Source organism: Kitasatospora sp. NPDC056184 (assembly GCF_042268405.1).
Lineage (GTDB): Bacteria > Actinomycetota > Actinomycetes > Streptomycetales > Streptomycetaceae > Kitasatospora.
This window is the reverse complement of the sequence record NZ_JBHJUI010000014.1, coordinates 1-22,991: the sequence shown is the minus strand read 5'-3', so window position 1 is coordinate 22,991 and position 22,991 is coordinate 1. Positions and strand designations below refer to the sequence as shown.

18 protein-coding genes, 1 rRNA gene, 1 pseudogene and 1 riboswitch are annotated in these 22,991 nt (G+C 72.8%); of the genes and pseudogenes, 5 read left to right on the top strand and 15 right to left on the bottom strand.

Going from position 1 to position 22,991, the window contains the following annotated elements:
• Positions 1–81 precede the first annotated feature (81 nt).
• Entirely contained in the window at positions 82–612 is a 531-nt protein-coding gene (locus tag ACFC0B_RS26050; protein WP_376090385.1) for an HAD domain-containing protein, read from the top strand.
• On the opposite strand, the gene ACFC0B_RS26045 is transcribed toward ACFC0B_RS26050, so the two are convergent.
• Both ACFC0B_RS26045 and ACFC0B_RS26040 read right to left on the bottom strand, forming a co-directional pair.
• Complete coding sequence (locus ACFC0B_RS26045; protein WP_376090809.1) at positions 590–1,384, bottom strand: CPBP family intramembrane glutamic endopeptidase; 795 nt, start codon at positions 1,382–1,384, stop codon at positions 590–592. The genes ACFC0B_RS26050 and ACFC0B_RS26045 overlap by 23 nt on opposite strands.
• A gap of 113 nt (positions 1,385–1,497) precedes the next feature.
• Complete coding sequence (locus ACFC0B_RS26040; RefSeq protein WP_376090382.1) at positions 1,498–3,003, bottom strand: glutamate--cysteine ligase; 1,506 nt, start codon at positions 3,001–3,003, stop codon at positions 1,498–1,500.
• 368 nt (positions 3,004–3,371) lie between these two features.
• On the opposite strand from ACFC0B_RS26040, the gene ACFC0B_RS26035 reads away from it, so the two are divergent.
• Together ACFC0B_RS26035 and ACFC0B_RS26030 are read left to right on the top strand one after the other, a co-directional pair.
• A complete protein-coding gene (locus ACFC0B_RS26035; protein ID WP_376090379.1) occupies positions 3,372–3,992 on the top strand; it encodes a hypothetical protein in 621 nt (206 codons plus the stop codon).
• A 337-nt stretch (positions 3,993–4,329) separates the two neighbouring features.
• Positions 4,330–4,521: a DUF5999 family protein gene (locus ACFC0B_RS26030; RefSeq protein WP_266273201.1), complete on the top strand. Its 192-nt coding sequence runs from the start codon at positions 4,330–4,332 to the stop codon at positions 4,519–4,521.
• Positions 4,522–4,609: 88 nt separating this feature from the next.
• Here the strand turns inward: ACFC0B_RS26030 and gcvP are convergent, their stop codons facing one another.
• Positions 4,610–7,510: an aminomethyl-transferring glycine dehydrogenase gene (gene gcvP / locus ACFC0B_RS26025; RefSeq protein WP_376090376.1), complete on the bottom strand. Its 2,901-nt coding sequence runs from the start codon at positions 7,508–7,510 to the stop codon at positions 4,610–4,612.
• A gap of 240 nt (positions 7,511–7,750) precedes the next feature.
• Positions 7,751–7,854, bottom strand: a riboswitch (glycine riboswitch).
• Positions 7,855–8,069: 215 nt separating this feature from the next.
• Here gcvP and ACFC0B_RS26020 point away from each other — a divergent pair.
• Together ACFC0B_RS26020 and ACFC0B_RS26015 are read left to right on the top strand one after the other, a co-directional pair.
• Positions 8,070–9,275: a PRC and DUF2382 domain-containing protein gene (locus tag ACFC0B_RS26020; protein WP_376090373.1), complete on the top strand. Its 1,206-nt coding sequence runs from the start codon at positions 8,070–8,072 to the stop codon at positions 9,273–9,275.
• Positions 9,276–9,423: 148 nt separating this feature from the next.
• On the top strand, positions 9,424–10,914 hold the full coding sequence (locus tag ACFC0B_RS26015) for an MFS transporter (RefSeq protein WP_376090370.1): 1,491 nt from the start codon (positions 9,424–9,426) through the stop codon (positions 10,912–10,914).
• A gap of 149 nt (positions 10,915–11,063) precedes the next feature.
• On the opposite strand, the gene ACFC0B_RS26010 is transcribed toward ACFC0B_RS26015, so the two are convergent.
• From ACFC0B_RS26010 to rrf, 12 genes and pseudogenes are all read right to left on the bottom strand, one after another.
• Positions 11,064–12,470, bottom strand: coding sequence for a DNA polymerase IV (locus ACFC0B_RS26010; RefSeq protein WP_376090367.1), 1,407 nt, complete (start codon positions 12,468–12,470; stop codon positions 11,064–11,066).
• Between the two features lie 52 nt (positions 12,471–12,522).
• On the bottom strand, positions 12,523–13,227 hold the full coding sequence (locus ACFC0B_RS26005) for a vancomycin high temperature exclusion protein (RefSeq protein ID WP_376090806.1): 705 nt from the start codon (positions 13,225–13,227) through the stop codon (positions 12,523–12,525).
• 122 nt (positions 13,228–13,349) lie between these two features.
• Positions 13,350–14,012 carry a MerR family transcriptional regulator gene (locus ACFC0B_RS26000; RefSeq protein ID WP_376090364.1) on the bottom strand — a complete coding sequence of 221 codons (663 nt, stop codon included), beginning with the start codon at positions 14,010–14,012 and terminating at the stop codon, positions 13,350–13,352.
• A gap of 261 nt (positions 14,013–14,273) precedes the next feature.
• A complete protein-coding gene (locus tag ACFC0B_RS25995; protein ID WP_030062493.1) occupies positions 14,274–14,750 on the bottom strand; it encodes a bifunctional nuclease family protein in 477 nt (158 codons plus the stop codon).
• 86 nt (positions 14,751–14,836) lie between these two features.
• On the bottom strand, positions 14,837–15,532 hold the full coding sequence (locus ACFC0B_RS25990; RefSeq protein WP_376090803.1) for a MerR family transcriptional regulator: 696 nt from the start codon (positions 15,530–15,532) through the stop codon (positions 14,837–14,839).
• A 179-nt stretch (positions 15,533–15,711) separates the two neighbouring features.
• Positions 15,712–16,254 carry an FHA domain-containing protein gene (locus ACFC0B_RS25985; protein WP_376090360.1) on the bottom strand — a complete coding sequence of 181 codons (543 nt, stop codon included), beginning with the start codon at positions 16,252–16,254 and terminating at the stop codon, positions 15,712–15,714.
• Positions 16,255–16,702: 448 nt separating this feature from the next.
• Positions 16,703–17,650 (bottom strand): DUF881 domain-containing protein, encoded by a 948-nt coding sequence (locus ACFC0B_RS25980; protein WP_376090800.1) that lies wholly within the window; start codon positions 17,648–17,650, stop codon positions 16,703–16,705.
• 268 nt (positions 17,651–17,918) lie between these two features.
• Positions 17,919–18,251: a small basic family protein gene (locus ACFC0B_RS25975; protein ID WP_344340336.1), complete on the bottom strand. Its 333-nt coding sequence runs from the start codon at positions 18,249–18,251 to the stop codon at positions 17,919–17,921.
• A 191-nt stretch (positions 18,252–18,442) separates the two neighbouring features.
• Positions 18,443–19,387 (bottom strand): annotated as a pseudogene (locus ACFC0B_RS25970) (DUF881 domain-containing protein); the annotation flags it as partial.
• 143 nt (positions 19,388–19,530) lie between these two features.
• Positions 19,531–22,026, bottom strand: a complete 2,496-nt coding sequence (locus tag ACFC0B_RS25965) for a sugar phosphate nucleotidyltransferase (protein WP_376090356.1) — start codon at positions 22,024–22,026, stop codon at positions 19,531–19,533.
• A 124-nt stretch (positions 22,027–22,150) separates the two neighbouring features.
• Positions 22,151–22,771 (bottom strand): CDP-alcohol phosphatidyltransferase family protein, encoded by a 621-nt coding sequence (locus tag ACFC0B_RS25960; RefSeq protein WP_376090353.1) that lies wholly within the window; start codon positions 22,769–22,771, stop codon positions 22,151–22,153.
• Positions 22,772–22,868: 97 nt separating this feature from the next.
• Positions 22,869–22,985, bottom strand: a 5S ribosomal RNA gene (rrf, locus tag ACFC0B_RS25955).
• Positions 22,986–22,991 lie beyond the last annotated feature (6 nt).

Genomic DNA, 22,991 nt, shown 5'->3' with positions numbered 1-22,991 from the left:
TGTGCGCCCTCCGGCGGGCAACCGCCGGAGGGCCCGGCACGTCCGACCAGGTGACGACGGATGAGACCCGAGGGACACCTGATGCCCAAGCCACTGCTGTTCCTGGACGTCGACGGCGTGCTCAACCCGGTCTGCCCCGACCCCGGGGCCGACTTCGACGCCCACACCCTGTTCGGCTACACCGTGCTGCTCTCCGCCCGGCACGGCGCCTGGCTGCGCGAGCTGGCCGACCGCTACGACCTCGTGTGGGCCACCACCTGGGAGGAGCATGCCAACACCCACATCTCCCCCGCGATCGGCCTGCCCGAGCTGCCCTTCGTCCGCTTCACCGGCTACGTCCCGCAGCCGGGCGACCCGCGCGTACCGATCATGGAACTGCTCTCCGCCCGCAAGTGGGCGCCCCTGCTGCGCTACGCCGCCGGCCGCCCGTTCGCCTGGGTCGACGACGTCATCCCGCCCCGGCTGGTCCGCAACTCCCTGCTGCGCCGCGACCGCCTGCTGCTGACCGTCGACCCGGGCCAGGGCCTGGAGCGCCACCACGTGGACCGGCTGCTGTCCCGCCCGCCGCGCCCCGGGGCGGTCTCCGCGCTCAGCCGGTGGGCAGCCAGCTGACGTGCCCGGCGAGCAGCGCGTACCCGACGAACGCCACCGTGTCGATCAGCGCGTGCGCCACCACCAGCGGCATCACCCGCCCCCACCGCCGGTACAGCAGGCAGAACACCGCGCCCATCACGATGTTGCCGACCAGCCCGCCGACCCCCTGGTACAGGTGGTACGAGCCGCGCAGCAGCGAACTCGCCGCCAGCGCCGCCGGCCACGACCAGCCCAGCTGCCCCAGCCGGCGCAGCAGGTAGCCGAGGACGACGACCTCCTCCAGGATCGCGTTCTGCCAGGCCGACAGCACCAGCACCGGGATCCGCCACCAGACCTCCGGCAGGCCGGACGGCGCGACCGTCAGGTTGTAGCCGGCCGCCTGCGAGGCCAGGTAGAGCGCCAGCCCCGAACCGCCGATCGCCGCCGCGACGGCCGCGCCCCGGCCGAGGTCGGCCGCCTTGCGCCGGAGGTCGAAGCCGAGCACCCGCAGCGACGCGCCCTCGCGCACCAGCAGGTAGCCGACCAGGACGACCGGCATCAGCCCGCGGCCGATGTAGTACAGCTGCCAGACCAGGTCCAGCCAGGGCCGGCCGGGCGCGCGCGAGCCGTTCAGGGTGGCCACCTGCTGGCCCAGCCGGATCGTTTCGGTGAGCGAGCCGGTGAAGCTGATCAGCGCGCTGATGCCGCTCGCCCCGAGCGAGAGGCCGAGGACGATCAGCAGCTCCGCCCCGAGCAGGCGGCGGGTCGGCTTCGCGGTCTCCGGTGCGGTCGGGACGGTCGTCACGGGGATGCTCCAGCACGGGCGGCGGACGGGCGGCGCTCCGGGCGCCGGCGGACGGCCGTCGGCGGACCGGAGCGATCATCCTTCCACAGCGCGCCCGGCGGCCCGGGGGCGCCGGGGTCCTACCCCACCGGCCAGGTGTGCACCGGCTCGCCGCCGCGGCTGTGCTCCATGTAGCGGCGGGTCATCGCCGCCAGCGCGGCCGGCCGCTCCATCCCGTACTGCTCGCACAGCCGGTGGAAGGTCGCGCTCTGCCAGGACGCGCCGTTGGTGCGGCGCAGGCAGCGCTGTTCGATGATGCCCAGGTAGCGGTCCCGGTCGGCCGGCTCGACGCCCCACGCGTCCAGGCCCTGGTACGCCATCGGCAGCAGCTCGTTGAGCACCAGGTCGACGGCGGACACCGTGGTCAGCCCGCCGCCGCGCCCGGCCCGGCCCTGCCGCGGCCACTGGAACGCCGCGTCGATGCCGTACCGGGCCGCCTGCTGGAAGTTCTCGTCGGCCCGCTCGAACGGCAGCCTGGTCCAGATCGGCCGGGGCTGCTCGGCCAGCACCCGCACCACGCCGTAGTAGAACGCGGCGTTGGCGAGCGTGTCGGCCACCGTCGGCCCGGCCGGCAGCGCCCGGTTCTCCACCCGCAGGTGCGGCACCCCGCCGCTGACGTCGTACACCGGCCGGTTCCAGCGGTAGATGGTGCCGTTGTGCAGCCGCATCTCGGCCAGCCGCGGCGCGCCGCCGGAGGCCAGCACCTTGGCCGGGTCCTCGTCGTCGCAGATCGGCAGCAGCGCCGGGAAGTACCGCAGGTTCTCCTCGAACAGGTCGTACGCCGAGTCCACCCAGCGCTCGCCGAACCAGGTGATCGGGCGCACGCCCTGGGCCTTGAGCTCCGCCGAACGGGTGTCGCAGGCCTGCTGGAAGAGCACCGGCCGGGTCTCGCGCCACAGCTCCCGCCCGAACAGGAAGGGCGAGTTGGCGCCGAGCGCGAGCTGCGGCCCGCAGATCGCCTGGGCGGCGTTCCACACCGAGGAGAACCGCTCCGGCGTCACCTGGAGGTGCAGCTGCAGCGAGGTCGCGGCGGCCTCGGCGACCATGGTGATGGACTCCAGCTGGAGGTGCTCGACGCCCTCGATGTCCAGCGTGATGTCCTCGCCCCGGGCGGCCAGGATCTGGTCACTGAGCAGGCTGTACCGCTGGTTGTGGGACATCGCGTCGAGCCCGGTGTGGTCGAGCTCCAGGGTCGGCAGGATGCCGACCATCACGATCCGCGCCCCGACCTCCTCGGCCCGCCGGTCGGCGTACTTCAGCCCGGTGTCGAGTTCCTCGCGCAGCTCCTCGAAGACGTGCCCGCCGAGCCGGTGCGGGGCGATGTTGACCTCGATGTTGAAGCGGCCGAGCTCGGTCTGGAAGTCGGCGGAGCCGATCGAGGTGAGCACCTGGGCGTTGTTCAGCAGCGGCAGGCCCTGCTGGTCGGCCAGGTTGAGCTCGATCTCCACGCCCATGACGGCCTTCGGGCGGTCGAACCGCTCCTCGCGCAGCATCCGGCCGAGCGCGTCGAGACAGGCCTGGAGCTTGCGCCGGTACATCTGCCGGTCCGACAGGTCAGCCCGGGTCGCCACGACCTTCTCGCCCATGGTCTCCTCCTCCTGAGCCGGCCGGCCCCCGACCGTGCAAGCATCATGCCCACCCCGAAGATCGATACCCGAACGCTTCGATTGGCTTGCATTGCAAGGAAACTGATGCCGTTTCAGCTCATCTGCCGACTTGCCCGGCGCCACCGCCTGTGATAAACAGGTCACCCTGCGCACCTGTTCGAGTAGAATTCGCACTGCGCCACGGCCCGGCCCGCCATCGCCGCGAGACCCCCGGCGACCACGGCCGCGCCGCACCGCGATCCTGCCCAACCGGACAAGGCCCAGGTTCCGTCACCGCCGACGCACCAGCCAGCCATGCCGGTATGCCGCACTCGCACGCCGATCTCGCACGGAGAGGCGACCTTGCCATGACTCTGCAGACCCCACAGCCCCCGCCCAGTGCCCTGCGCGCGGTCCTCGCCGCGCTCGACTCGGAGACCGCGCTGCGCCAACCGGCCGCCGCCGCGCTGCGTCATCCGACCGGGCCGCTCCTCCCCGCGCACCCGCTCGCCGTCCACGTCCTGGAGGGTCCGCGGGCCGAACTCTCCGCCGCCCGCCGGACGGGATGGCGCTTCCTCATCAAGGACGGCACCGAGGTGGCCGCCGCCGCCGAGGTGGTGCAGGGCGCCGAGGGTCACACCTTCTCGCACTTCACCGCCGGTCCGTACCTGGACTCCACGCTCCGGGCGCTGCGCGAGGCCTGGCAGCTCGCCCAGTCCGCCCGCTCCCGCTGCCAGCCGCGGCTGCTGACCTTCCCGGGCCAGTACGCGACGGCCCTGTGGCTGCACAGCCCGGACGGCGGCCCCGGCGCCGACCTGCTGATCCCGCTGGCCCCGGCACCGATGGGCGTCACCGCGCACCGCGCCCGCCCGGCCGCCGAGCTGCTGCCGCTGCTGGCGCGGACCCCCGTCGCCCGCACCGCGGTCACCCCCCGGCCGCTGCTGCTCGGCGCGCCGGACTCCGCCCCGCTCGCCTCCGGGGCGCTCTGAGCTCCCGCCCCCGGCCCGCCGCCACCCGGACGGGCCATCCGGCATGGCCCGACCGGGCCGTCCGCCGGATGGCCCGTCCGGTGCCGTCCCGGCCTCCCGACCACCTGAACGGGTGATCTCTGCCCGGGGGTTGTGGCGCATGTCACGAAATCGCTGCGCGCGCGTCCGCAGATGCCGACACTGGGAACCAGCGTGGAAGGACCGCCTGTCCTACCCACTTGAGCGCCGGTCCACACCTGGCCCGGCGCCGGACAGGATCCGACCACCGCGGCGGCGCCCGTCGGCCACCGGCGGCGCCGCGTCACGGGGAGGATCGCAGAGCGAAGCGAGGGTACGCATGTGCCAGCACCGTCCTGAGTGTCCGTCGGCCGAGTCCGAGGACCGCGAGGCCGCCGTCCCGGTGGCCTGTCACCCGGAGCAGGGCTGGAGCCTGCTCTGCAACGGCGTCCTGCTGTTCGAGGACACCGGTGAGCTGCTGCCCGACGGCCGGGTGATCGCCCCGCGCCGCCCGGCCGCGAGCGCGGTCTGAGCCGCCGGACCGCCACGGGGGAACGAAGGCGACGGGCAGGGCCCCGGCGGACGGATCCGCCGGGGCCCTGCCGTGTGCCGTGTGCCGGTCAGACGCCGTACTCGTCCAGCGGCGGGCAGGAGCAGACCAGGTTGCGGTCGCCGTACGCGCCGTCGATCCGGCTGACCGGGGGCCAGTACTTGTCCGCCGGGTTCACCCCGGCCGGGAAGACCGCCTCCTGACGGGTGTAGCCGTGCGCCCAGTCGCCGGCCAGCGTGGCGGCGGTGTGCGGGGCGTTGTGCAGCGGGTTGTCGTCCGCCGCCCAGGCGCCCGAGCCGACCTTCTCGATCTCGGCCCGGATCTCGATCATCGCGTCGCAGAACCGGTCGATCTCGTGCAGGTCCTCGGACTCGGTCGGCTCGATCATCAGCGTGCCGGCCACCGGGAAGGACATGGTCGGCGCGTGGAAGCCGTAGTCGATCAGGCGCTTGGCGATGTCGTCCACCGTCACGCCGGTCTCCTTGGTGAGCGGGCGCAGGTCGATGATGCACTCGTGCGCCACCAGGTCGCCGGGGCCGGTGTAGAGCACCGGGAAGTGCGGGGCCAGCCGCTTGGCGATGTAGTTGGCGCTCAGCACCGCGACCTGGGTGGCGCGCTTGAGGCCCTCGCCGCCCATCAGCCGGACGTACGACCAGGAGATCGGCAGGATGCCCGCCGAGCCCCACGGGGCGGCCGAGATCGGGCCGACGCCGGTGGCCGGGCCGGCCTCCTCCTGGAGCGGGTGGTTCGGCAGGTACGGCGCGAGGTGCGCGCGCACCGCGACCGGGCCGACGCCCGGGCCGCCGCCGCCGTGCGGGATGCAGAAGGTCTTGTGCAGGTTCAGGTGCGAGACGTCCGCGCCGAACTTGCCCGGCTTGGCCAGGCCGACCAGCGCGTTCAGGTTGGCGCCGTCGACGTACACCTGGCCGCCGGCCTCGTGCACCAGGCCGCAGATCTCGGTGATCTGGGTCTCGTACACGCCGTGGGTGGACGGGTAGGTGACCATCAGCACGGCGAGGTTGTCGCGGTGCTGCTCGATCTTCGCCTTGAGGTCCTCGACGTCGACGTCGCCGTCGACCAGGGTCTTGACCACGACGACGCGCATGCCGGCCATCACCGCGGAGGCGGCGTTGGTGCCGTGCGCGGAGGACGGGATGAGGCAGATGTCGCGCTGGACGTCACCGTTGGCGTGGTGGTAGGCGCGGACGGCCAGCAGGCCGGCCAGCTCGCCCTGGGAGCCGGCGTTCGGCTGGATGGAGACGGCGTCGTAGCCGGTCACCTCGACCAGCTGCTGCTCCAGCCCGCGGATCAGGGTGAGGAAGCCCTCGGCCTGGTCGACCGGCGCGAAGGGGTGCAGCTGGCCGAACTCCGGCCAGGTCACCGACTCCATCTCGGTGGTCGCGTTGAGCTTCATGGTGCAGGAGCCCAGCGGGATCATGCCGCGGTCCAGCGCGTAGTCCCGGTCCGACAGGCGGCGCAGGTAGCGCAGCATGGCGGTCTCCGAGCGGTGGCTGTGGAAGACCGGGTGCGTCAGGTACTCGTCCTGGCGCAGCAGCGCGGCGGGCAGCGCGTCGGCGCTCTCCGCCACCTCGACGCCCTCGACGCCGAACGCGGCCCAGACGCCCGCCAGGTGCTCGCGGGTGGTGGTCTCGTCGGCGGAGACCGAGATCCGGTCCGCGCCGTCCTGGAAGACGTTGATGCCCTGGGCGCGGGCGGCGGCGGCGATCTCGGCGGCGCGGCCGGGGACGACCGCGGTGACGGTGTCGAAGAACTCGCCGTGCAGCAGCTCGACGCCGCCGGCCCGCAGGCCCTCGGCGAGGGCGGCGGCGTAGCGGTGGGTGCGGCGGGCGATGTCGGCCAGGCCGTCCGGGCCGTGGTAGACGGCGTACATCGAGGCCATCACGGCGAGCAGCACCTGGGCGGTGCAGATGTTGCTGGTGGCCTTCTCGCGGCGGATGTGCTGCTCGCGGGTCTGCAGGGCCAGGCGGTAGGCGCGGTTGCCGTCGGCGTCGACGGAGACGCCGACCAGGCGGCCGGGCAGCGAGCGGGCGTACTCGGCGCGCACCGCGAGGTAGCCGGCGTGCGGGCCGCCGAAGCCCATCGGCACACCGAAGCGCTGGGAGGTGCCGCAGGCGATGTCGGCGCCCAGCTCGGCCGGGGACTTCAGCAGGGTGAGGGCGAGCAGGTCGGCGGCGACGGCGACGATCGCGCCCAGGCCGTGGGCCTGCTCGATCACCGGGGCGAGGTCGCGGACCACGCCGGTGGCGCCGGGGTACTGGAGCAGCACGCCGAAGACGCCGCGCTCGGCGATCTCGGCCGGGATGCCCTCGGACAGGTCGGCGACGACCACCTCGACGCCGGTGGGCACGGCGCGGGTGTTGATCACCGCGACGGTCTGCGGCAGGGTCTCGGCGTCGATCAGGAAGACACCGCCCTTGACCTTGGTGACGCGGCGGGCCAGGGCCATCGCCTCGGCGGCCGCGGTGCCCTCGTCCAGCAGGGAGGAGCCGGAGGTGGGCAGGCCGGTCAGGTCGGAGACCAGGGTCTGGAAGTTGAGCAGCGCCTCCAGGCGGCCCTGCGAGATCTCCGGCTGGTACGGGGTGTACGCGGTGTACCAGGCCGGGTTCTCCATGACGTTGCGCAGGATCACCGGCGGGGTGTGGGTGCCGTAGTAGCCCAGGCCGATCATCGACGTGAGCACGGTGTTGCGGCCGGCCAGCTCGCGCAGTTCGGCGAGGACCTGCGCCTCGCTGCGGCCGGCGGGCAGGTCGAGCGCGGTGATCGAGCGGATCGCCTCGGGGACGGCGGCGGTCGCCAGCTCGTCCAGCGAGCCGTAGCCGACCTGGGCCAGCATCTTCTCCTGCGCGGCGGCGTCGGGGCCGATGTGGCGGGTCTCGAAGGGGCTGGCCTGTTCGAGCTCGGTGAGGGTCGCGGGGGTGGTGGGGCGTCCCGAGTTCGGCTGGGCGTTCATGGTGGTCGAGGCCTCCTGGTCACGGACCGGCGGGGGTGCGCACGCCGGTCGCCCCGCCGTTGCGGACAACAGCGGAGCGGACCGGTCGGACGAACCCGACAGGCCTCCCCCTCTGTCATCGGGACCTGAGAGCTTCGCCCGCGCGGAGCGCCGTGGGACGCCCCGTCGGCTTGCACCGTCGGTGAGGGTGGGGTCCGCCGGCTCCCTCGCCCGCGATCCTGCCCTGCTTTCCAGAGTGACCTATCCCGCACGGTACGGATGCCTGAGAGATTCCGGGGAGGAGTTGCTCCTTCGGCGCCCCGACCAGCGGCTTCCACTGTCGGGGACTCTCCCGAGCGGGCTCGGCGGTCGCGCCCAGGGTACCAGCGGGAGGCACCTCGATCACGGGTGCGTCAGGCCCTTCGGCGACTTCGCGGCTGACGGCTGCGGTGACCCGGCCGGCGCAGCGCCCGGCCCGTCCGGCCGCACCCCGCTCGCGCGCGTCCGTTTCATGGCTTTTGGTGTGAAGTGGCACTGTCCCGCGGGCGTTCCGCGAACTCACCGCACTGGAGGAGAAAGAGTGCAGACCGACATCGACCCCCGGGACCTCATCGGCCACAAGGCGGTCGACCGCAACGGGGACAAGATCGGCACCATCGACGAGGTGTACCTGGACGACGCCAGCGGCCGGCCCGAATGGGCCGCCGTCCGGACCGGCATCTTCGGCCGGGACGCCTTCGTCCCCCTGACCACGAGTGAGTTCTCCGGCGAGGAGCTCCGGGTGCCCTACGACAAGTCCCTGGTGAAGGAGTCACCGGACTTCGGCGTGGGCCAGCACCTGTCGCCCGCCCAGGAACTCCAGCTCTACCGCTACTACGGCCTGGACGCCCCGGCGGGCGGGCGGCCGTCGCCGGGCGAGGACCCGGGGGCGGAGCCGGACGACCTCGACTTCGGCACCACCGCGGGCACGGGCACCGCGGCCGTCGCCGGCACCGCGGCGGTGCACCGGCCCGCCGCGAACGGGACGGGCCCGACCAACGGGACGGGCGCCGCCCCCGGTACCGGCGCGGCCCGCCCGGCCAAGCAACTCACCTTCCACCGGGCAGCCGATCTCGGCAAGCCGGCCGACCCCACCCCGGAGGCCCCCGTGCGGCACCTCACCAACCCCGCCCCCGTCACCCCCCCGGCGCCCACCACTCCCGCTCCCACCGCCCCCGCTCCCGCCACTCCCGCTCCCGCCACCCCCGCTCCCACCGCAGCCGCGGCCCCCGCCGCGGCGCCCGCCCCACCGCAGCCGACCGTCGAGCCGCAGCTTCAGCCGCGGACGGCCCGGACGGAGGGCGGCCCCGCCGACTCCTCCCCCACCCGCCCGGTGGAGATCACCTGCCGCGAGGAGCGCCTGGACATCACCACCGAGTGGCAGGTGATCGGCACCGCCAGACTCCGCAAGTACGTGACCACCGAACAGGTGGAGCGCCGGATCCCGGTGGTCCACGAGCGGGTCCGGGTCGAACGGGTCCCGGTCGGCGAGGCCGAGCGCGCCGCGCTGGACGAGAAGGAGATCGCCGACGCCGTGGAGGAGGTCGCCCTGCGCGAGGAGCGCCCGGTGGTCCGCAAGTACCTGGCGCCGCTCGAACGGGTCCGCCTGGTGGTCGAGCGGTACACCACCGAGGAGGTGGTCCGCGAGGAGCTGCGGCGCGAGCAGGTCGAGGTCCACGACGACTCCCCGGCCGCCCCGACCTCGCCGCCGCCCGCCCGCCCGGTGCCGGCCCGCCCGCTCGCCTGACCCCGCTCCCCCCTTACCGCAGGACCCCGGCCGCCGCAGCCGGGGTCCTTCCTTTTTACCAAGGCTTAACCAATGAATATTTGACACACTGAAGTATCTCCCTGCATGGTTACTTCAGTTCATTCACTATGTACGGGAGGAAGCAACCGTGAGTGAGGCACCACAGCCCACCACCGCGGCCGAGAAGCAGAGCAGCGCCCGGGTCCTGCCGGCCCTCATCCTGGCGATGCTGTCGTTCAGCGTGGTGCAGACCGCGGTCGTCCCGATCCTGCCCTCGCTCGCCAAGGAACTGAGCGTCTCCGGCTCCAGCATCACCTGGCTGATGACGGCCAACCTGCTGTCCGCCGCCGTGCTGACCCCCCTCCTGGGCCGCTTCGGCGACCTGCGCGGCCGCAAGCCGATGCTGCTGATCTCGCTGGCCGGCCTGGTCGCGGGCTCCGCCCTCGCGGTCTCCACCCACTCCTTCACCTGGCTGGTCGTCGCCCGCGTGCTGCAGGGCGCCGGCGGCGGCGTGCTGCCGCTGGCCATCAGCATCGTCCGCGACGAGCTGCCCAAGCAGAAGGTGACCGGCGGCGTCGCCGCCATCAGCGCCTCGATGGGCGTCGGCAGCGGCCTCGGCCTGGTCGCCACCGGCCTGCTGCTGGAGCACTGGAGCTACAAGTCGATCTTCTGGATGGGCCTGGTCTTCGGCCTGATCGCGGTCGCCCTGGTCGCCCTGCGGGTCCCCACCGACCCGGTCACCGACAAGGACGGCGGCGCCGACCCGCTCGGCGCGCTCACCCTGGCCGGCTGGCTCTCCGCCCTGCTGGTCGCGGTCAGCCAGGGCAACCACTGGGGCTGGACCTCCACCAGGACCCTCGGCCTGTTCGCCGTCGCCGCCGTGGTCGCCCTGATCTGGGGCGTCATCGAGGTCAAGGTCGCCCACCCGCTGGTCGACATGACGATGATGTCCCGTCCGGCCGTCGCCTTCACCAACCTCGCCGGCCTGCTGATCGGCTTCGGCATGTACGGCTCGTTCATGGTCATCAGCAACTTCGCGCAGACCCCGGAGAAGCTCGCCCACTACGGCTTCACCGCCACCGTGCTGCACGCCGGTGTGATGCTGCTGCCCTCCGCCCTCGGCTCGATGGTCGCCGCCCCGCTCGGCGCCCTGCTGATCGCCCGCCGCGGCCCGCGCCTGCCGCTGGTCCTCGGCGGCGCCCTCGGCGCGGTCTCGATGGCCTACCTGGCCCTGCGGCACAGCCACGAGGGCGACATCTACCTCTCCTCGGCGATCTTCGGCCTCGGCATCGGCCTCGCCTTCTCGGCGATGCCCGCCTACATCAACGGCGCCGTCCCGGTCGAGCAGAGCGGCATCGCCAACGGCATGAACGCCGTGCTGCGCACCGTCGGCGGCGCGATCGGCACCGCCGTCATGGCCGCCGTCCTCACCGGCGACACCATGAAGCTCCCGATCCCGGTCTCGCTGCCCACCCTGGACGCCTACCGGCACGCCTTCTGGACCGCCGCGGTGGTCTGCGCCGTCGCCGGCGCCGTCCCCTTCCTCATCCGCACCGTCAAGCCGGCGGTCATCGTGACCGAGGGCAACCGGACGGCGGACCTGACCTCCGGCCGGGAGCCGGTGAAGACCGACGCCTGACGAGGCGTCCGCCCCCGCGCCCAGGGACAGGGCGCGGGGACCGGACCCGGACGGTCGCCGAGGGCATCGCGACCGTCCGAGGCCCGGAACCGAACGCGGCCCCACCCGGCCCCCCTGCCGGGTGGGGCCGCTTCGCGTCCCGCCCCGCCCTACTCCTCGTCCTCGGCCTCCTCCGGCGCGACCGGCCACCCCTCGCGCAGCGGCAGCGGTCCGGCCGGCTCCAGCGCCGGGTCCTCGATCGCGAAGGTGCGCACCCGCCCCGGCCCGCTCCACGGCGTCTCGAAACGCACCGTCACCCGCCCCACCCCGCTCCCCTGCACCCACCCCGGCCCGAGCTCCGCGTGGTGCACGTCCTGCCCGGGCAGCCAGCGCCGCACCACCGCGGCCTCCTCCTCGGCCTCCTCCGGCTCCTCCTCCGGGCCGGCCCCGGCCGCCGCCGCGGCCTCCGCCTCCTCCCGGACGGCCTGCGCGAACAGGTCCTCCTGGGTGTAGTCGGCCAGCTGCGCCACACCGACGCCCAGCAGCCGCACCCCGCCCGTGATGTCCACCTGCGAGACCAGCCGCCGGGCCGTCTCCACGATCACCGTCCCGTCGTCCGTCGGGCCGCGCAGCGTCTCCGAGCGGGTCAGCGTCGAGAAGTCGAAGCGCCGGACCTTCAGCACCACCGTCCGCCCCGAGCGTCCGGCCCCGCGCAGCCGCCGCACGCAGCGCAGCGCCAGCGCCTCCACCTCGCGCAGCACCCGGTCCCGGTCCGCCAGGTCCACCTCGAAGGTGTCCTCCACCGAGACCGACTTGGCGTCTTGGTCGGCCACCACCGGCCGGTCGTCCAGGCCTATCGACATCTGGTACACGCCGGCCCCGTGCGCCTTGCCCAGCAGCTGCACCAGCTCCGTCTCACCCGCCTCGGCGAGCTCGGCCACCGTGTTCAGCCCCGCCCGGCGCAGCACCTGCTCGGTGGCCGGACCGATCCCCGGCAGCGCCCGTACCGGCATCGGCCCGAGCACCGCCCGCTCCTCGCCCGGCTCGATCAGCACCAGCCCGTCCGGCTTGGCCCGCTCCGAGGCGATCTTGGCCATCAGCTTGGACCCGGCCGCGCCGACCGAGGCGGTCAGCCCGGTGCGCCGCTCGATGTCCGCCCGCAGGTCCTCCGCCAGGGCCAGCACCAGCCGCTCCCCCGTGCCGTGCTCCGCCTCGGCCAGCGCCGGGCCGTACGGACCGGCCTCCAGGTCCACGAACGCCTCGTCCAGGCTCAGCGGCTGCATGAGCGGCGACAGCTCCCGCAGCAGCGCCATCACCAGCTCGCTCACCTGCCGGTACGCCTCGAAGCGGCCGGCCAGGAAGGCCGCGTTCGGGCAGAGCCGGCGTGCCTGGGCCATCGGCATCGCCGAGTGCACCCCGAACCGCCGCGCCTCGTAGGAGGCGGTCGCGACCACCCCGCGCCCGCCCAGCCCGCCGACGATCACCGGCTTGCCGCGCAGGCTCGGCTTGGCCGCCTGCTCCACCGACGCGAAGAAGGCGTCCATGTCGAGGTGGATGATGCTCGGCAGTGACCGCACCTGCCGATCATGCCGCACGGGTCCGACAACACCGCCGAACCCGGCGCCGGCCTCAGCGCGCCGCCTGCTCCCGGCCCGCCTCCGCCAGCGCCCGCGGTATGCCCGACTCGCTCGGGCCGAGGAACAGCGGGTCCGGCCGCAGCCAGGCGTTCAGCGCCGCCTTCCCGGCCCCCGGGATCTCCCGCAGCCCGCCGTACAGCCAGGTGGCGTCCCGCACCTCCGGCACCCCCACCGCGTACGACTCGATGCCCGCCGCCTCGCAGAGCGCCAGCGCCCGGCGGACGTGGAAGTCCTGGCTCACCAGCACCGCCCGGTCCACCCCGAAGATCCGGTGCGCCCGGGTGCAGGAGTCCCAGGTGTCGAAGCCCGCGTAGTCGCCGACCACCCGCGCCTCCGGGACCCCGTGCTCGATCAGGTAGCCGCGCATCGCGTCGGTCTCGTCGTAGCTCACCCGGCCGTTGTCACCGGTCACCAGGATCGCCTGCACCTTCCCCGCCCCGTACAGCTCCACCGCCGCGTCCAGGCGGTGCGCCAGGTACGGCGAGGGCTTGCCGTCGAACAGCCCGGCGCCGAACACCACCGCCACCGGGGCCGGGGGCGCGCTCGCCACCGTGCCCACTCGGTCCCCCGCCGCCAGCCAGAGCCACGCACTGGGCGCCAGCGCCGCCGCGCAGCCGACCGTCACCAGCTGGAACAGCCGCCGCTGCGCCGGCCGCCGGCGCAGCCGCAGGCCGAGCCGCACCGCCCGGCGCGCCAGCAGGCCGGGGATCCCGGATCCGAACCGCACGTGCCCTCCCTCGTCGGATGTCACCGGGCACGACGACGCCGTGGGCCCGGACGGTTCCCCGTCCGGGCCCACGGCGTCACTCGGTGACCCCTTCAGACCGCCCGGTTGCGCCGCTGCGCGAGCTCGTCCGCAGGGTCCTGGCCGACCACCGTCTCGCCGGTGTCGGTGCGCTCCGCGTGCAGCCGCACCAGGGTCAGCTCCAGCTCCCGGCAGACCGCGCCGACCGCGATCCCGAAGACCCCCTGGCCGCCCTTCATCAGGTCGACCACCTGCTGGGGCGTCGTGCACTCGTACACCGTCGCGCCGTCGCACATCAGCGTCAGTCCGGCCAGATCGGCGATCTCGGCGGCCTGCAGATGGGTGACCGCCACCCGGATGTTCTGCAGCGAGACGCCGGCGTCCAGCAGCCGCTTGACGATCTTCAGCAACAGGATGTCGCGGAAGCTGTAGAGCCGCTGGCTGCTCGCCGGGTACACCGAGCGCACGCTGGGCTCCAGCAGGCCGGTGCGGGCCCAGTAGTCCAGCTGGCGGTAGGTGATCCCGGCCGCCGCGCAGGCGGTCGGTCCCCGGTAGCCGATCAGCTCGGACGTCGGCGAGAGCCGCTCCAGGGCCGGCTGGCCGGGCTGTACCGCCGGGAACCGGCCCACCCTCGGCAGCTCCGCCGTCCGGGGCAGTTCGGTCACCGTGCGGGCGGTGCGCGGCAGGTGTACGGCGCACAGGCCTCCCGCGGCCACTTCATCGCCAGTGCCGGTCATGCCTACCTCCGTCCACTCGTGCTGCGGGCAACCCGGGCCGCGGGCGATCGGACACCCGGGCAGCCCCTCCTGACGGTAGGCAGTCCCCTATGGCCCGTCAACGATCGCCACGCCGAGCCGAACAGACCGCGTCACTCAGGAGGGTGGTTTTTCGTGCCCCTAGTGTGGGTAGGTGGGAGCGTTTTGGCAAAACAAACGCAACGGCTGCGGGACAGCGGCCCTCCGGCCGGTCCCGCAGCGACCCGGGGCCGCACCGCGCCGCTACTGCGGGCCGCCCCCGCCGAAGTCCTCCGGCGACACCTGGTCGAGGAACTCGCGGAACTTCTCGACCTCGTCCTCCTGCTCGTCCGGGATCGCGATGCCCGCCTCGGCGAGCACCTCCTCGCTCCCGTAGATCGGCGTACCGGTGCGCAGCGCCAGCGCTATCGCGTCGGACGGCCGGGCGCTCACCTCCACCCCGCCGGCGAAGACCAGCTCGGCGTAGAAGACGCCCTCGCGCAGATCGGTGATCCGGACCTCGGTGAGCTGCTGGCCGAGCGCCTCCAGGACGTCCTTGAACAGGTCGTGCGTCAGCGGGCGCACCGGCGTCATGCCCTGCTGGGCGAAGGCGATCGCGGTCGCCTCGCCGGGGCCGATCCAGATCGGCAGGTACCGATCGCCACCGACCTCCCGCAGCAGCACGATCGGCTGGTTGGAAGGCATCTCCACCCGGACACCCACGACGTCGAGCTCATTCACACAGGCAACCCTATGGCTCCCGACCCGGATATGAAAGCGCAGCGCCGACGCCGCTGGTCAGGGCGGTGGCCGCGGAGGGGCGGGGGTTATGAACGGATCCGCAGACCGGCCTGGACCATCGCCGCGTGCAGCCGGACGGACAGCGTCGCGAGTTCCCGGGCGGTGGCCTCGGCGTGCGCCCTGGTCTGCGGGTTGCGGTGCCGCCGCAGCGGCGCCACGACCTGCTCGACCAGCGCGATCTCCCGGTCCGCCGCGGCCTTCATGGCCCGCAGGTGGCGCGGCTCCAGCCCGTACCGGCCGAGCTCGGCGACCAGCCGGGCGACCTGCAGCGCCTCGCCGTCGTAGCCGCCGTCCGGCCCGGGCGCGACCAGCCCGTAGGACTCCCACTCGGCCAGTTCGGCCTCGCCGGACTCGGCGGCCGCCAGCAGCTCGGCCCGGCCCAGCCGGACCCCGGCGGAGGCCTCGGCCGAGGCGGTCAGCTCGCGGTCCGCCTCCTCCACCGGCCCGGGCCGGGTGTCCGCGGCCGCGGGCAGCGCGGGCGGGCTCTCGCCGCGCTCGATCGCGTCGAGGTGCTCGCGGATCACCCGCAGCGGGAGGTAGTGGTCGCGCTGCATCCGCAGCACGTAGGCCAGCCGCTCGACGTCGGCCGGGCTGAACTTGCGGTACCCCGAGGGCGTGCGCTGCGGCTCGACCAGCCCCTCCGCCTCCAGGAAGCGGATCTTGGAGATGGTGACCTCGGGGAAGTCGTCGCGCAGGAAGGCCAGCACGGCGCCGATGCTCAACAGCTCGTCAGCACCGCGCCGCCGCCCGGCGGGCCGGTCCGGCCGGACCGGCTGCCTGGGGGCCGCGACCACCCCCCGCGCGCCCTGGTCCGGCCGGGGACCGGACAGCGCGGGGGTGGCCGCCCCGAGAGGAGAGGAAGGGGTGTTCGTACTCACTCGGGCTCCTGCCGACGTTGGTTTCAGTACCCCCGGTTGTGGCTGGCGAAGAAGACCAGCCGGTACTTCCCGATCTGCACCTCGTCGCCGTTGTTCAGGGCGACCTCGTCGATCCGCTCCCGGTTGACGTAGGTGCCGTTCAGGCTGCCGACGTCGGCGACGGTGAAGCCGCCGCCCGGCGTCCGGCGGAACTCCACGTGCTTGCGGGAGACCGTGACGTCGTCCAGGAAGATGTCGCCCTGCGGGTGGCGACCCGCCGTGGTCTTGTCCGAGTCCAGCAGGAACCGGCTGCCGGAGTTCGGGCCGCGCTGGACGATCAGCAGCGCCGAGCCCGGGGGCAGCGCGTCGATCGCGGCCAGCACCTCGGCCGAGAGCGCCGGCGTGCCGGTCCCGGTCGTGGTGTTGGGGTCGTAGGACTCCAGGCCGGAGATCGAGATGGTCGAGGTGGTCTCGGCCGACCCCTCGGGCAGCAGCCCGCCCCGCAGCGCCGTACCGCAGTTGGAGCAGAACCGCGCCGAGGCCGGGTTCGGGTTGCCGCACCTGGGGCACGGAGTGGGGCCAGCCATGTTCACAGCCTCCTGGCGCGGCACACCCGACGGGTTGTGCCCGGCGTACGGGTCCGGAGCAAACCCTCCACCAGAGGTTGAGGGTCCTGTCGGGAAACCTATGCGCGGGGCGCCGGAGGGGTCAACCGACGCGCCGTAGCCCGCCTGATTCCCCGCGTACTGGGCTCCCCCGTCCCGGTAGAGGGGACGCTCGGCGTACTCGCCGCCCTCGGGGGCGGAGCGCATGCCCGGCACGGCGGGCTCGTCGTCCCGGCGGTGCAGCGCGGTGGGCGCCTCCGCCGCGGCCGCGTCGCGGCCCTTGTTACGACCGAACAACTTCGAGAAGAAACTCACGGGCGAATCCCCTTGCGTGTGACAGACCCGCCCGTGGGGCAGGGTGGGAACCTCGGACAGGGTGCGGGCCCGGTCGTGGATCGGGCCGGCTGGAATGGCACTCCGAACGTGACGGTCACTTCGGAGCCGGCTTGGCGTACTGCGGCGTCTTCGGATCGACGAGGGCGTCGACGACCACCTTCTGCTGCTGGGAGATCGTCGCGCGCGCCTGGTGGCTCTCCAGGGTACGGACCACACCTCCCGGAATGTTCAACGCGGGCGTGAGGTCCTGCGGATTCCCCACGACGGTGAAGCGGTAGGGCGCCGAGACCTTCTTGCCGTCGATCTGCACACCGCCGGACACGTCCGTGAAGTAGGTGTTGACCACCACGCGCACATCGTTGATCTGAATCGCCTCCGCCCCCGCCGCTCGGAGTTCCTGCAGGGTGTCCAGCAGCATATCTGCCTTCACCTGCCCTTGGGGATCATCGACCGTCAGTACGATGCCCGGACCTGTGGCCCGGACGGTCCCGGCGAGGACGCCGAGTTCCGTCGCCTTCTTCCTGGTCTGCTCCTGGGCCTCCTTGGCCTGGTTGGAGCTGTTCTCCAACTTGGCCAGGGACTGCTCCAGCTCCGCCTTCTCCTGCTGGAGACGCTGCTGCCGGCTGTCCAGTTCGTCGAGGATCCGGACCAGGTCCTCCTGCCGCGCGCCGCGCAGCTGGCTGTGGTGGTCGTTGGTCGAGCGGACCTGGATCGCCAGCCCCAGGCCGAGCGAGAACAGCAGCAGGGCCACCACCAGCTGACCGCGCGACACCCGCGGCGGCCACAGCGCGGCCATCAGCCGCCGCCGTCCGGCGTGCCGGTCGACCGTCTGGGCCGACACCGACATCGGCGCGTGCTCGGGCTCCTCCTGGTCGTCCTCGGCCTCCTGCTCCTCTTCCGGCTCCGGCTCCCGTTCGGGTTCCGGCGCCCTGCCGGGTTCCGGCGCCTTCGCGAACTCCGGTGCCTTCTCCGGCTCCGGTGCGGCGGAGTCCGCACCGGGCGCCTCCGCCGCCACTTCCGGCGCACGCGCGGGCGCTGGCATCACCGCGGGGGCGCGCTCGGGAGCGCGCGGGGCGGTCTCGACCTCAGGCTCGGTGTCGGACCCGGTGCGCGGAGCGTCCGCGGGCCGGTCGGGCACCGCCTCGGGCACTGCCGCGGGGGCCGCCGGGAGGGCCTTGCGCACCACGGCCTCCTCGACCGGCGCGGCGGTCACCGCCTCGCTCCCGGGTCCTTCCCCGCGCTTCGCGTCCTGCACAACTTCTCCCGCCGATCCGTCCACTTTCTCCTCCGCCGCGCGCCCGCGGTCCGGCTCAGGCACGGAAGACATGGCGCCGGATGGCCGCGGCGTTGGAGAAGATGCGGATGCCGAGGACGACGACCACGCCCGTGGACAGCTGCGAGCCGACGCCGAGCTGGTCGCCGAGGAAGACGATCAGCGCCGCGACCACGACGTTGGACAGGAACGAGACGAAGAACACCTTGTCGTCGAAGATCCCGTCCAGCATCGCGCGAACGCCGCCGAACACCGCGTCCAGCGCCGCCACCACCGCGATCGGCAGGTAGGGCACCACGGCGTCGGGCACCTCGGGCTGGACGAAGAGTCCGACGACGACCCCGATCACGAGACCCAGTACGGCAATCACGGTGTAGCTGCTCCTGTCGCTGCGGAGGACGACCCGCTGGTGGTCGCGGTGGTCGGGCGGGAGGTCGTGCTTCTGCTGGCCGGGGCACTCGGCGAGCGCTTCCCGCTCGCCTTCGCCGACGGCGACGCCTCGGCGGACGGGCTCGCGGACGCGCTTCCCGTCGCAGCCGGGCTCGCGCCGGGGCCGCCGGTCGAGGTCCCGGTCGGGCTCGCCGACGGACTCCCGGTCGCACCCGCGGTCGGCGAGGCCTCGGGGGTGGCGGGCTGGGCGGTCCGCAGCGTGACGCCGACGGCGGCGGGCAGGGTGAGGCTCTTCTGCGCCGAGATGGTCGACTTGATGCCGTGCCTCTCCTGCAGCAGCCGCAGGTACTGGCCCGCCATGGCGCTCTCGAAGGCGCCCACCAGCTTGGGCCCGTCCCCGAGCGCCTGCACGGTGTACGGCGGCACCAGCGGCCGGTTGTCCACCAGCACGGCCTCACCGGCCGCGCGGATCGCCGAGAGCGCGGTGAGTCGCTGCCCGTTGATCGAGACGGCCTCCGCGCCCGAGGCCCAGAGTCCGTTCACCACCAGCTGGAGGTCCCGGTCGCGCAGCCGTCCGCTGTTGGAGAAGCCCTGCCCGGCGCGCGGGTCGACGTTCCCGCCGGCACCGGTGCCGGGCGCGTCCTCCACCACCAGCTTCACACCGGGTCCGGTCACCTCGCCGAGGCCGACCGCGCCGGCCACCGCCGCCGAGTCGGCGTCGCCCGAGGCGAGCGCCTGCTGCTGGGTGTTCTCGACCTTCCGGCGCAGGTCCTGGACCTGCTGCTGGAGGTGGTCGGCCGCGCCGTTGGCGTCGTTGATCCGGTGGATCAGGGCGTCGCGCTCCCTGGCGAGCGTCGGCTCCGCCTTGTGCGCGTTCACCGCCCCGACCGTGACGACCGCGCCGACGAGCGCCAGCCCGGCCCCCAGCGTCAGCAGGCCACGCGCCGTCCCCGGTATCCGGTACGGCCCGTCCCCGCCCCGCGCGGCCGCCGCCTCGGCGTACCCCTCGTCCAGGCTGTGGTCCATGACATTGGTCAGCAGCGACATCGAGGCGTCCGGACGGTTGTACCGTCCACTGCTGGCACCCTGCCCCGGCGTCGCTGACATGCGGACCATCGTCCCATGTCGCACGAGGCACCCGCGCACGCCCCCTGACCAGCGGACATGCCAAACCGGGCGGACCGCGACCAACCACCCGAAACGGACAGCGGGGCAGGGCGGCACCGGCCGCCCCGCCCCGCCGCGGGCTCACCCCGGGCTCACCGCCCGGCGCCGTCCACCACCGCCGCCCACTCGTCGAGCAGGGCCTCGCTCGCCGCGTCGTCCGGGCCCTCGGCCCACAGGTGGGTGACCGCCTCGGCCGGGTCCGGCAGGACCAGCGTCCAGCGCCCGTCCGCCTCGACCACCCGGACGCCGTCCGTGGTGTCCAGCCGCCGGCTGCCGGCCGCCTCGACCACCGAGCGCATCACCATGCCCTTCGCCGCCCACGGCGTCGCGATGTCCCGCCGCCGGATGTGCGCCTGCGGGATCCGCGCGTCGATCTGGCTCAGCGTGAGCTGGGTGCGGGCCACCAGGCCGACCAGCCGGACGAACGCCGCCGCCCCGTCGAGCACCCCGCTGAACTCGGGCACCACGAAACCGCCGCGCCCGTCGCCGCCGAACACCGTGCCCTCGGTGGAGGCCGCCTTGGCCAGGTCGTCCGGCGTCGTGGTGGTCCAGATGACCTGCGTGCCGTGGTACGCCGCGACCTGCTCGGCGATCCGGGTCGTCGTCACCGGCAGCGCCACCTGACCGCTCCGCCGCTCGGCCGCGACCAGGTCCAGCAGGACCAGCAGCGCCCGGTCGTCGTCGATCACTCGGCCCAGCTCGTCCACGAAGGCCACCCGCTCGCCCACCGGGTCGAAGCGCACGCCGAAGGCGGCGCGCGAGGAGGCGACCAGCTCGCCGAGCCGCGCCAGCCCGGCCCGCCGCTCCTCGGCGTCCTCGGTCGGCCGCGCCTCGTCCAGCCCGCTGGAGACGGTCAGCGCCTCCACCCCGAGCCGGCCGAGGATGCTGGGCAGGACGAGCCCCGCGCTGCCGTGCGCGGTGTCCACGACCACCTTCAGCCCGGCCTCCCGCACGCCCGTGGTGTCCACGGCCCGCAGCAGGTTGCCCGCGTAGGAGTCGAAGACGCTGGACGGGAAGGTCAGGTCGCCGATCTCGCCGGGGAAGGCCCGCCGGTACTCCTGGCGCGCGTAGACGCGGTCGAGCTTGCGCTGGCCGGCCTGGGAGAGGTCGGCCCCGCGCTCGTCGAAGAACAGGATGTCCAGCGAGTCCGGCACCCCGGGGGTGGTCCGCAGGAAGATCCCGCCCGCGCTGCCCCGCGCCGTGTGCTGCCGGGCCACCGGCATCGGCACGTTCTCCAGGTCGCGGACGTCGATCGCGCTGGTCTGCAGGGCGGAGATCATCGCCCGCTTGAGCGCTCTCGCACCACGCGAGTGGTCACGCGCGATGGTGACGGTCGCCCCCTTCTTCAGGGTCGTCGCGTGCGCCCCGGCCAGCCGGACGGCCAGCTCCGGGGTGATCTCGACGTTGAGGATGCCGGAGACTCCGCGCACCCCGAACAGGTGCTCCTGCCCCCGGGACTCCCAGATCACCGAGGTGTTGACGACCGCGCCGGCCTCGATGGTCTTGAACGGGTAGACCCGGACGTTGGCCGCGATGATCGACTCCTCGCCGACCAGGCACTCGTCCCCGATCACCGCGCCGTCCTCGATCCGCGCGGCCCGCATCACATCGGTGTTCTTGCCGACGACGCAGCCGCGCAGATTGCTCTGCGGCCCGACGTACACGTTGTCGTGGACGACCGCCTTGTGCAGGAAGGCGCCCCGCTTCACCACCACGTTGCTGCCGAGCACGGTGTGCTCGCGGATCTCCACGCCGGCCTCGACCTTGGCGTAGTCGCCGATGTACAGCGGGCCGCGGAGCACGGCCTCCGGGTCCACCTCGGCGCCCTCGGCCACCCAGACGCCCGGGGAGATCTCGAACCCGTCGAGCTCGACGTCGACCTTGCCCTCCAGGACATCCGCCTGGGCCTTGCCGTAGCTCTCGTGGGTGCCCACGTCCTCCCAGTAGCCCTCGGCCACGTACCCGTAGACCCGCTTGCCCTCCTTGAGCAACTGCGGGAACACGTCACTCGACCAGTCCACGGACTCGCCGGCCGCGACGTAGTCGAAGACCTCGGGCTCCATCACGTAGATGCCGGTGTTCACGGTGTCCGAGAAGACCTGGCCCCAGGTCGGCTTCTCCAGGAAGCGCTCGACCCGGCCCTCGTCGTCGGTGATCGTGATCCCGAACTCCAGGGGATTCGGCACCCTGGTGAGACAGACGGTGACCAGTGCGTTCTTACTGCGGTGAAACTCGATCAATTCCGAGAGGTCGAAGTCCGTCAACGCGTCGCCGGAGATCACCAGAAAGGAGTCGTCCCTAAGAGCGTCCTCGGCGTTCTTGACACTCCCCGCAGTGCCGAGTGGCGTCTCCTCGTTCGCATAGGTGAGATGCATGCCCAGCTCTTCACCGTCACCGAAGTAGTTCTTCACCAGTGAGGCCAGGAACTGGACGGTCACGACTGTGTCGGAGAGACCGTGCCGCTTCAGCAGCCGAAGCACGTGCTCCATGATCGGCCTATTGGCGACCGGAAGCAGCGGCTTCGGCATGCTGGAGGTCATCGGGCGAAGCCGAGTGCCTTCGCCCCCTGCCATAACAACGGCTTTCATTACGGGTGCGTCCTCCTTCGCGGTGGTGGGCCCTGCGGGTCCATCAAACCGTTCCAGAGGTGGTCTACCCGGAAGGTATCGTCCGACGCACCGTGGCGCCGTGGGAATTCTCTCAGATCACGTCTCAGACCGTGGACACCGAGGAGCCCGCGCCGCCGCGGATGATCTGTCGCACCTGGACCGCGTAGAGAATCGCGGCCCACCAGTACAGAACGGTGCCCCACCAGATGAACGCCCAGCTCACGATCTCGGCCGGCTGGGCAATCCAACTGTCGCCGGAGCCGAGCAGCAGAAGCGGAAAGGCGTACATCAGATTGAATGTCGCCGCCTTCCCCAGGAAACTGACCTGCAACGGCCCGTAGCCGTGCCGGTTGAGAATCGGCAGGAGCGCCGCGATAAACACCTCACGGGCCAACAGGATCCCCGTCAGCCACCACGGCAGGATCTCACGCCAGGTCAGGCCGACCAGGGTGGAGAACACATAGAGGCGGTCCGCCAGCGGGTCGAGCAGCTGCCCCACCCGGCTGATCTGACCCCACCTCCGGGCGAGTTTCCCGTCCAGGTAATCACTGATGCCACTGAGCATCAGAATCAGCAAGGCCCAACCGTCGTTGTTCGGTCCGTCGAACACCGGCCAGAGAATGAGCCAGAGGAAGAGCGGAACACCGACCAGCCGGCCCATGCTCAGCAGGTTGGGGATGGTGAGGACGCGATCGGTCTGGACCCGCGTCTCCTGGACCTCCACCCGGGGGCCTCCTGTCACGTCTGGCAACTACTGCATGTCGACCTTACAACAGAGAAGCCCCCGACCGATGACCGGCGGGGGCTTCTCCAGAATGATTGTTCGGCGGCGTCCTACTCTCCCACAGAGTCCCCCCTGCAGTACCATCGGCGCTGTGAGGCTTAGCTTCCGGGTTCGGAATGTAACCGGGCGTTTCCCTCACGCTATGACCACCGAAACACTA

Bases quoted from the DNA above. Each gene is read 5' to 3' on its own strand.
- ACFC0B_RS26050 (WP_376090385.1), top strand. From the start codon at position 82: ATGCCCAAGCCACTGCTGTTCCTGGACGTCGACGGCGTGCTCAACCCG.
- gcvP (WP_376090376.1), bottom strand. From the start codon at position 7,510: ATGAACGCCCAGCCGAACTCGGGACGCCCCACCACCCCCGCGACCCTC.
- ACFC0B_RS26040 (WP_376090382.1), bottom strand. From the start codon at position 3,003: ATGGGCGAGAAGGTCGTGGCGACCCGGGCTGACCTGTCGGACCGGCAG.
- ACFC0B_RS26035 (WP_376090379.1), top strand. From the start codon at position 3,372: ATGACTCTGCAGACCCCACAGCCCCCGCCCAGTGCCCTGCGCGCGGTC.
- ACFC0B_RS26030 (WP_266273201.1), top strand. From the start codon at position 4,330: ATGTGCCAGCACCGTCCTGAGTGTCCGTCGGCCGAGTCCGAGGACCGC.
- ACFC0B_RS25985 (WP_376090360.1), bottom strand. From the start codon at position 16,254: ATGGCTGGCCCCACTCCGTGCCCCAGGTGCGGCAACCCGAACCCGGCC.
- ACFC0B_RS25965 (WP_376090356.1), bottom strand. From the start codon at position 22,026: ATGAAAGCCGTTGTTATGGCAGGGGGCGAAGGCACTCGGCTTCGCCCG.
- ACFC0B_RS25980 (WP_376090800.1), bottom strand. From the start codon at position 17,650: ATGCCAGCGCCCGCGCGTGCGCCGGAAGTGGCGGCGGAGGCGCCCGGT.
- ACFC0B_RS26000 (WP_376090364.1), bottom strand. From the start codon at position 14,012: ATGACCGGCACTGGCGATGAAGTGGCCGCGGGAGGCCTGTGCGCCGTA.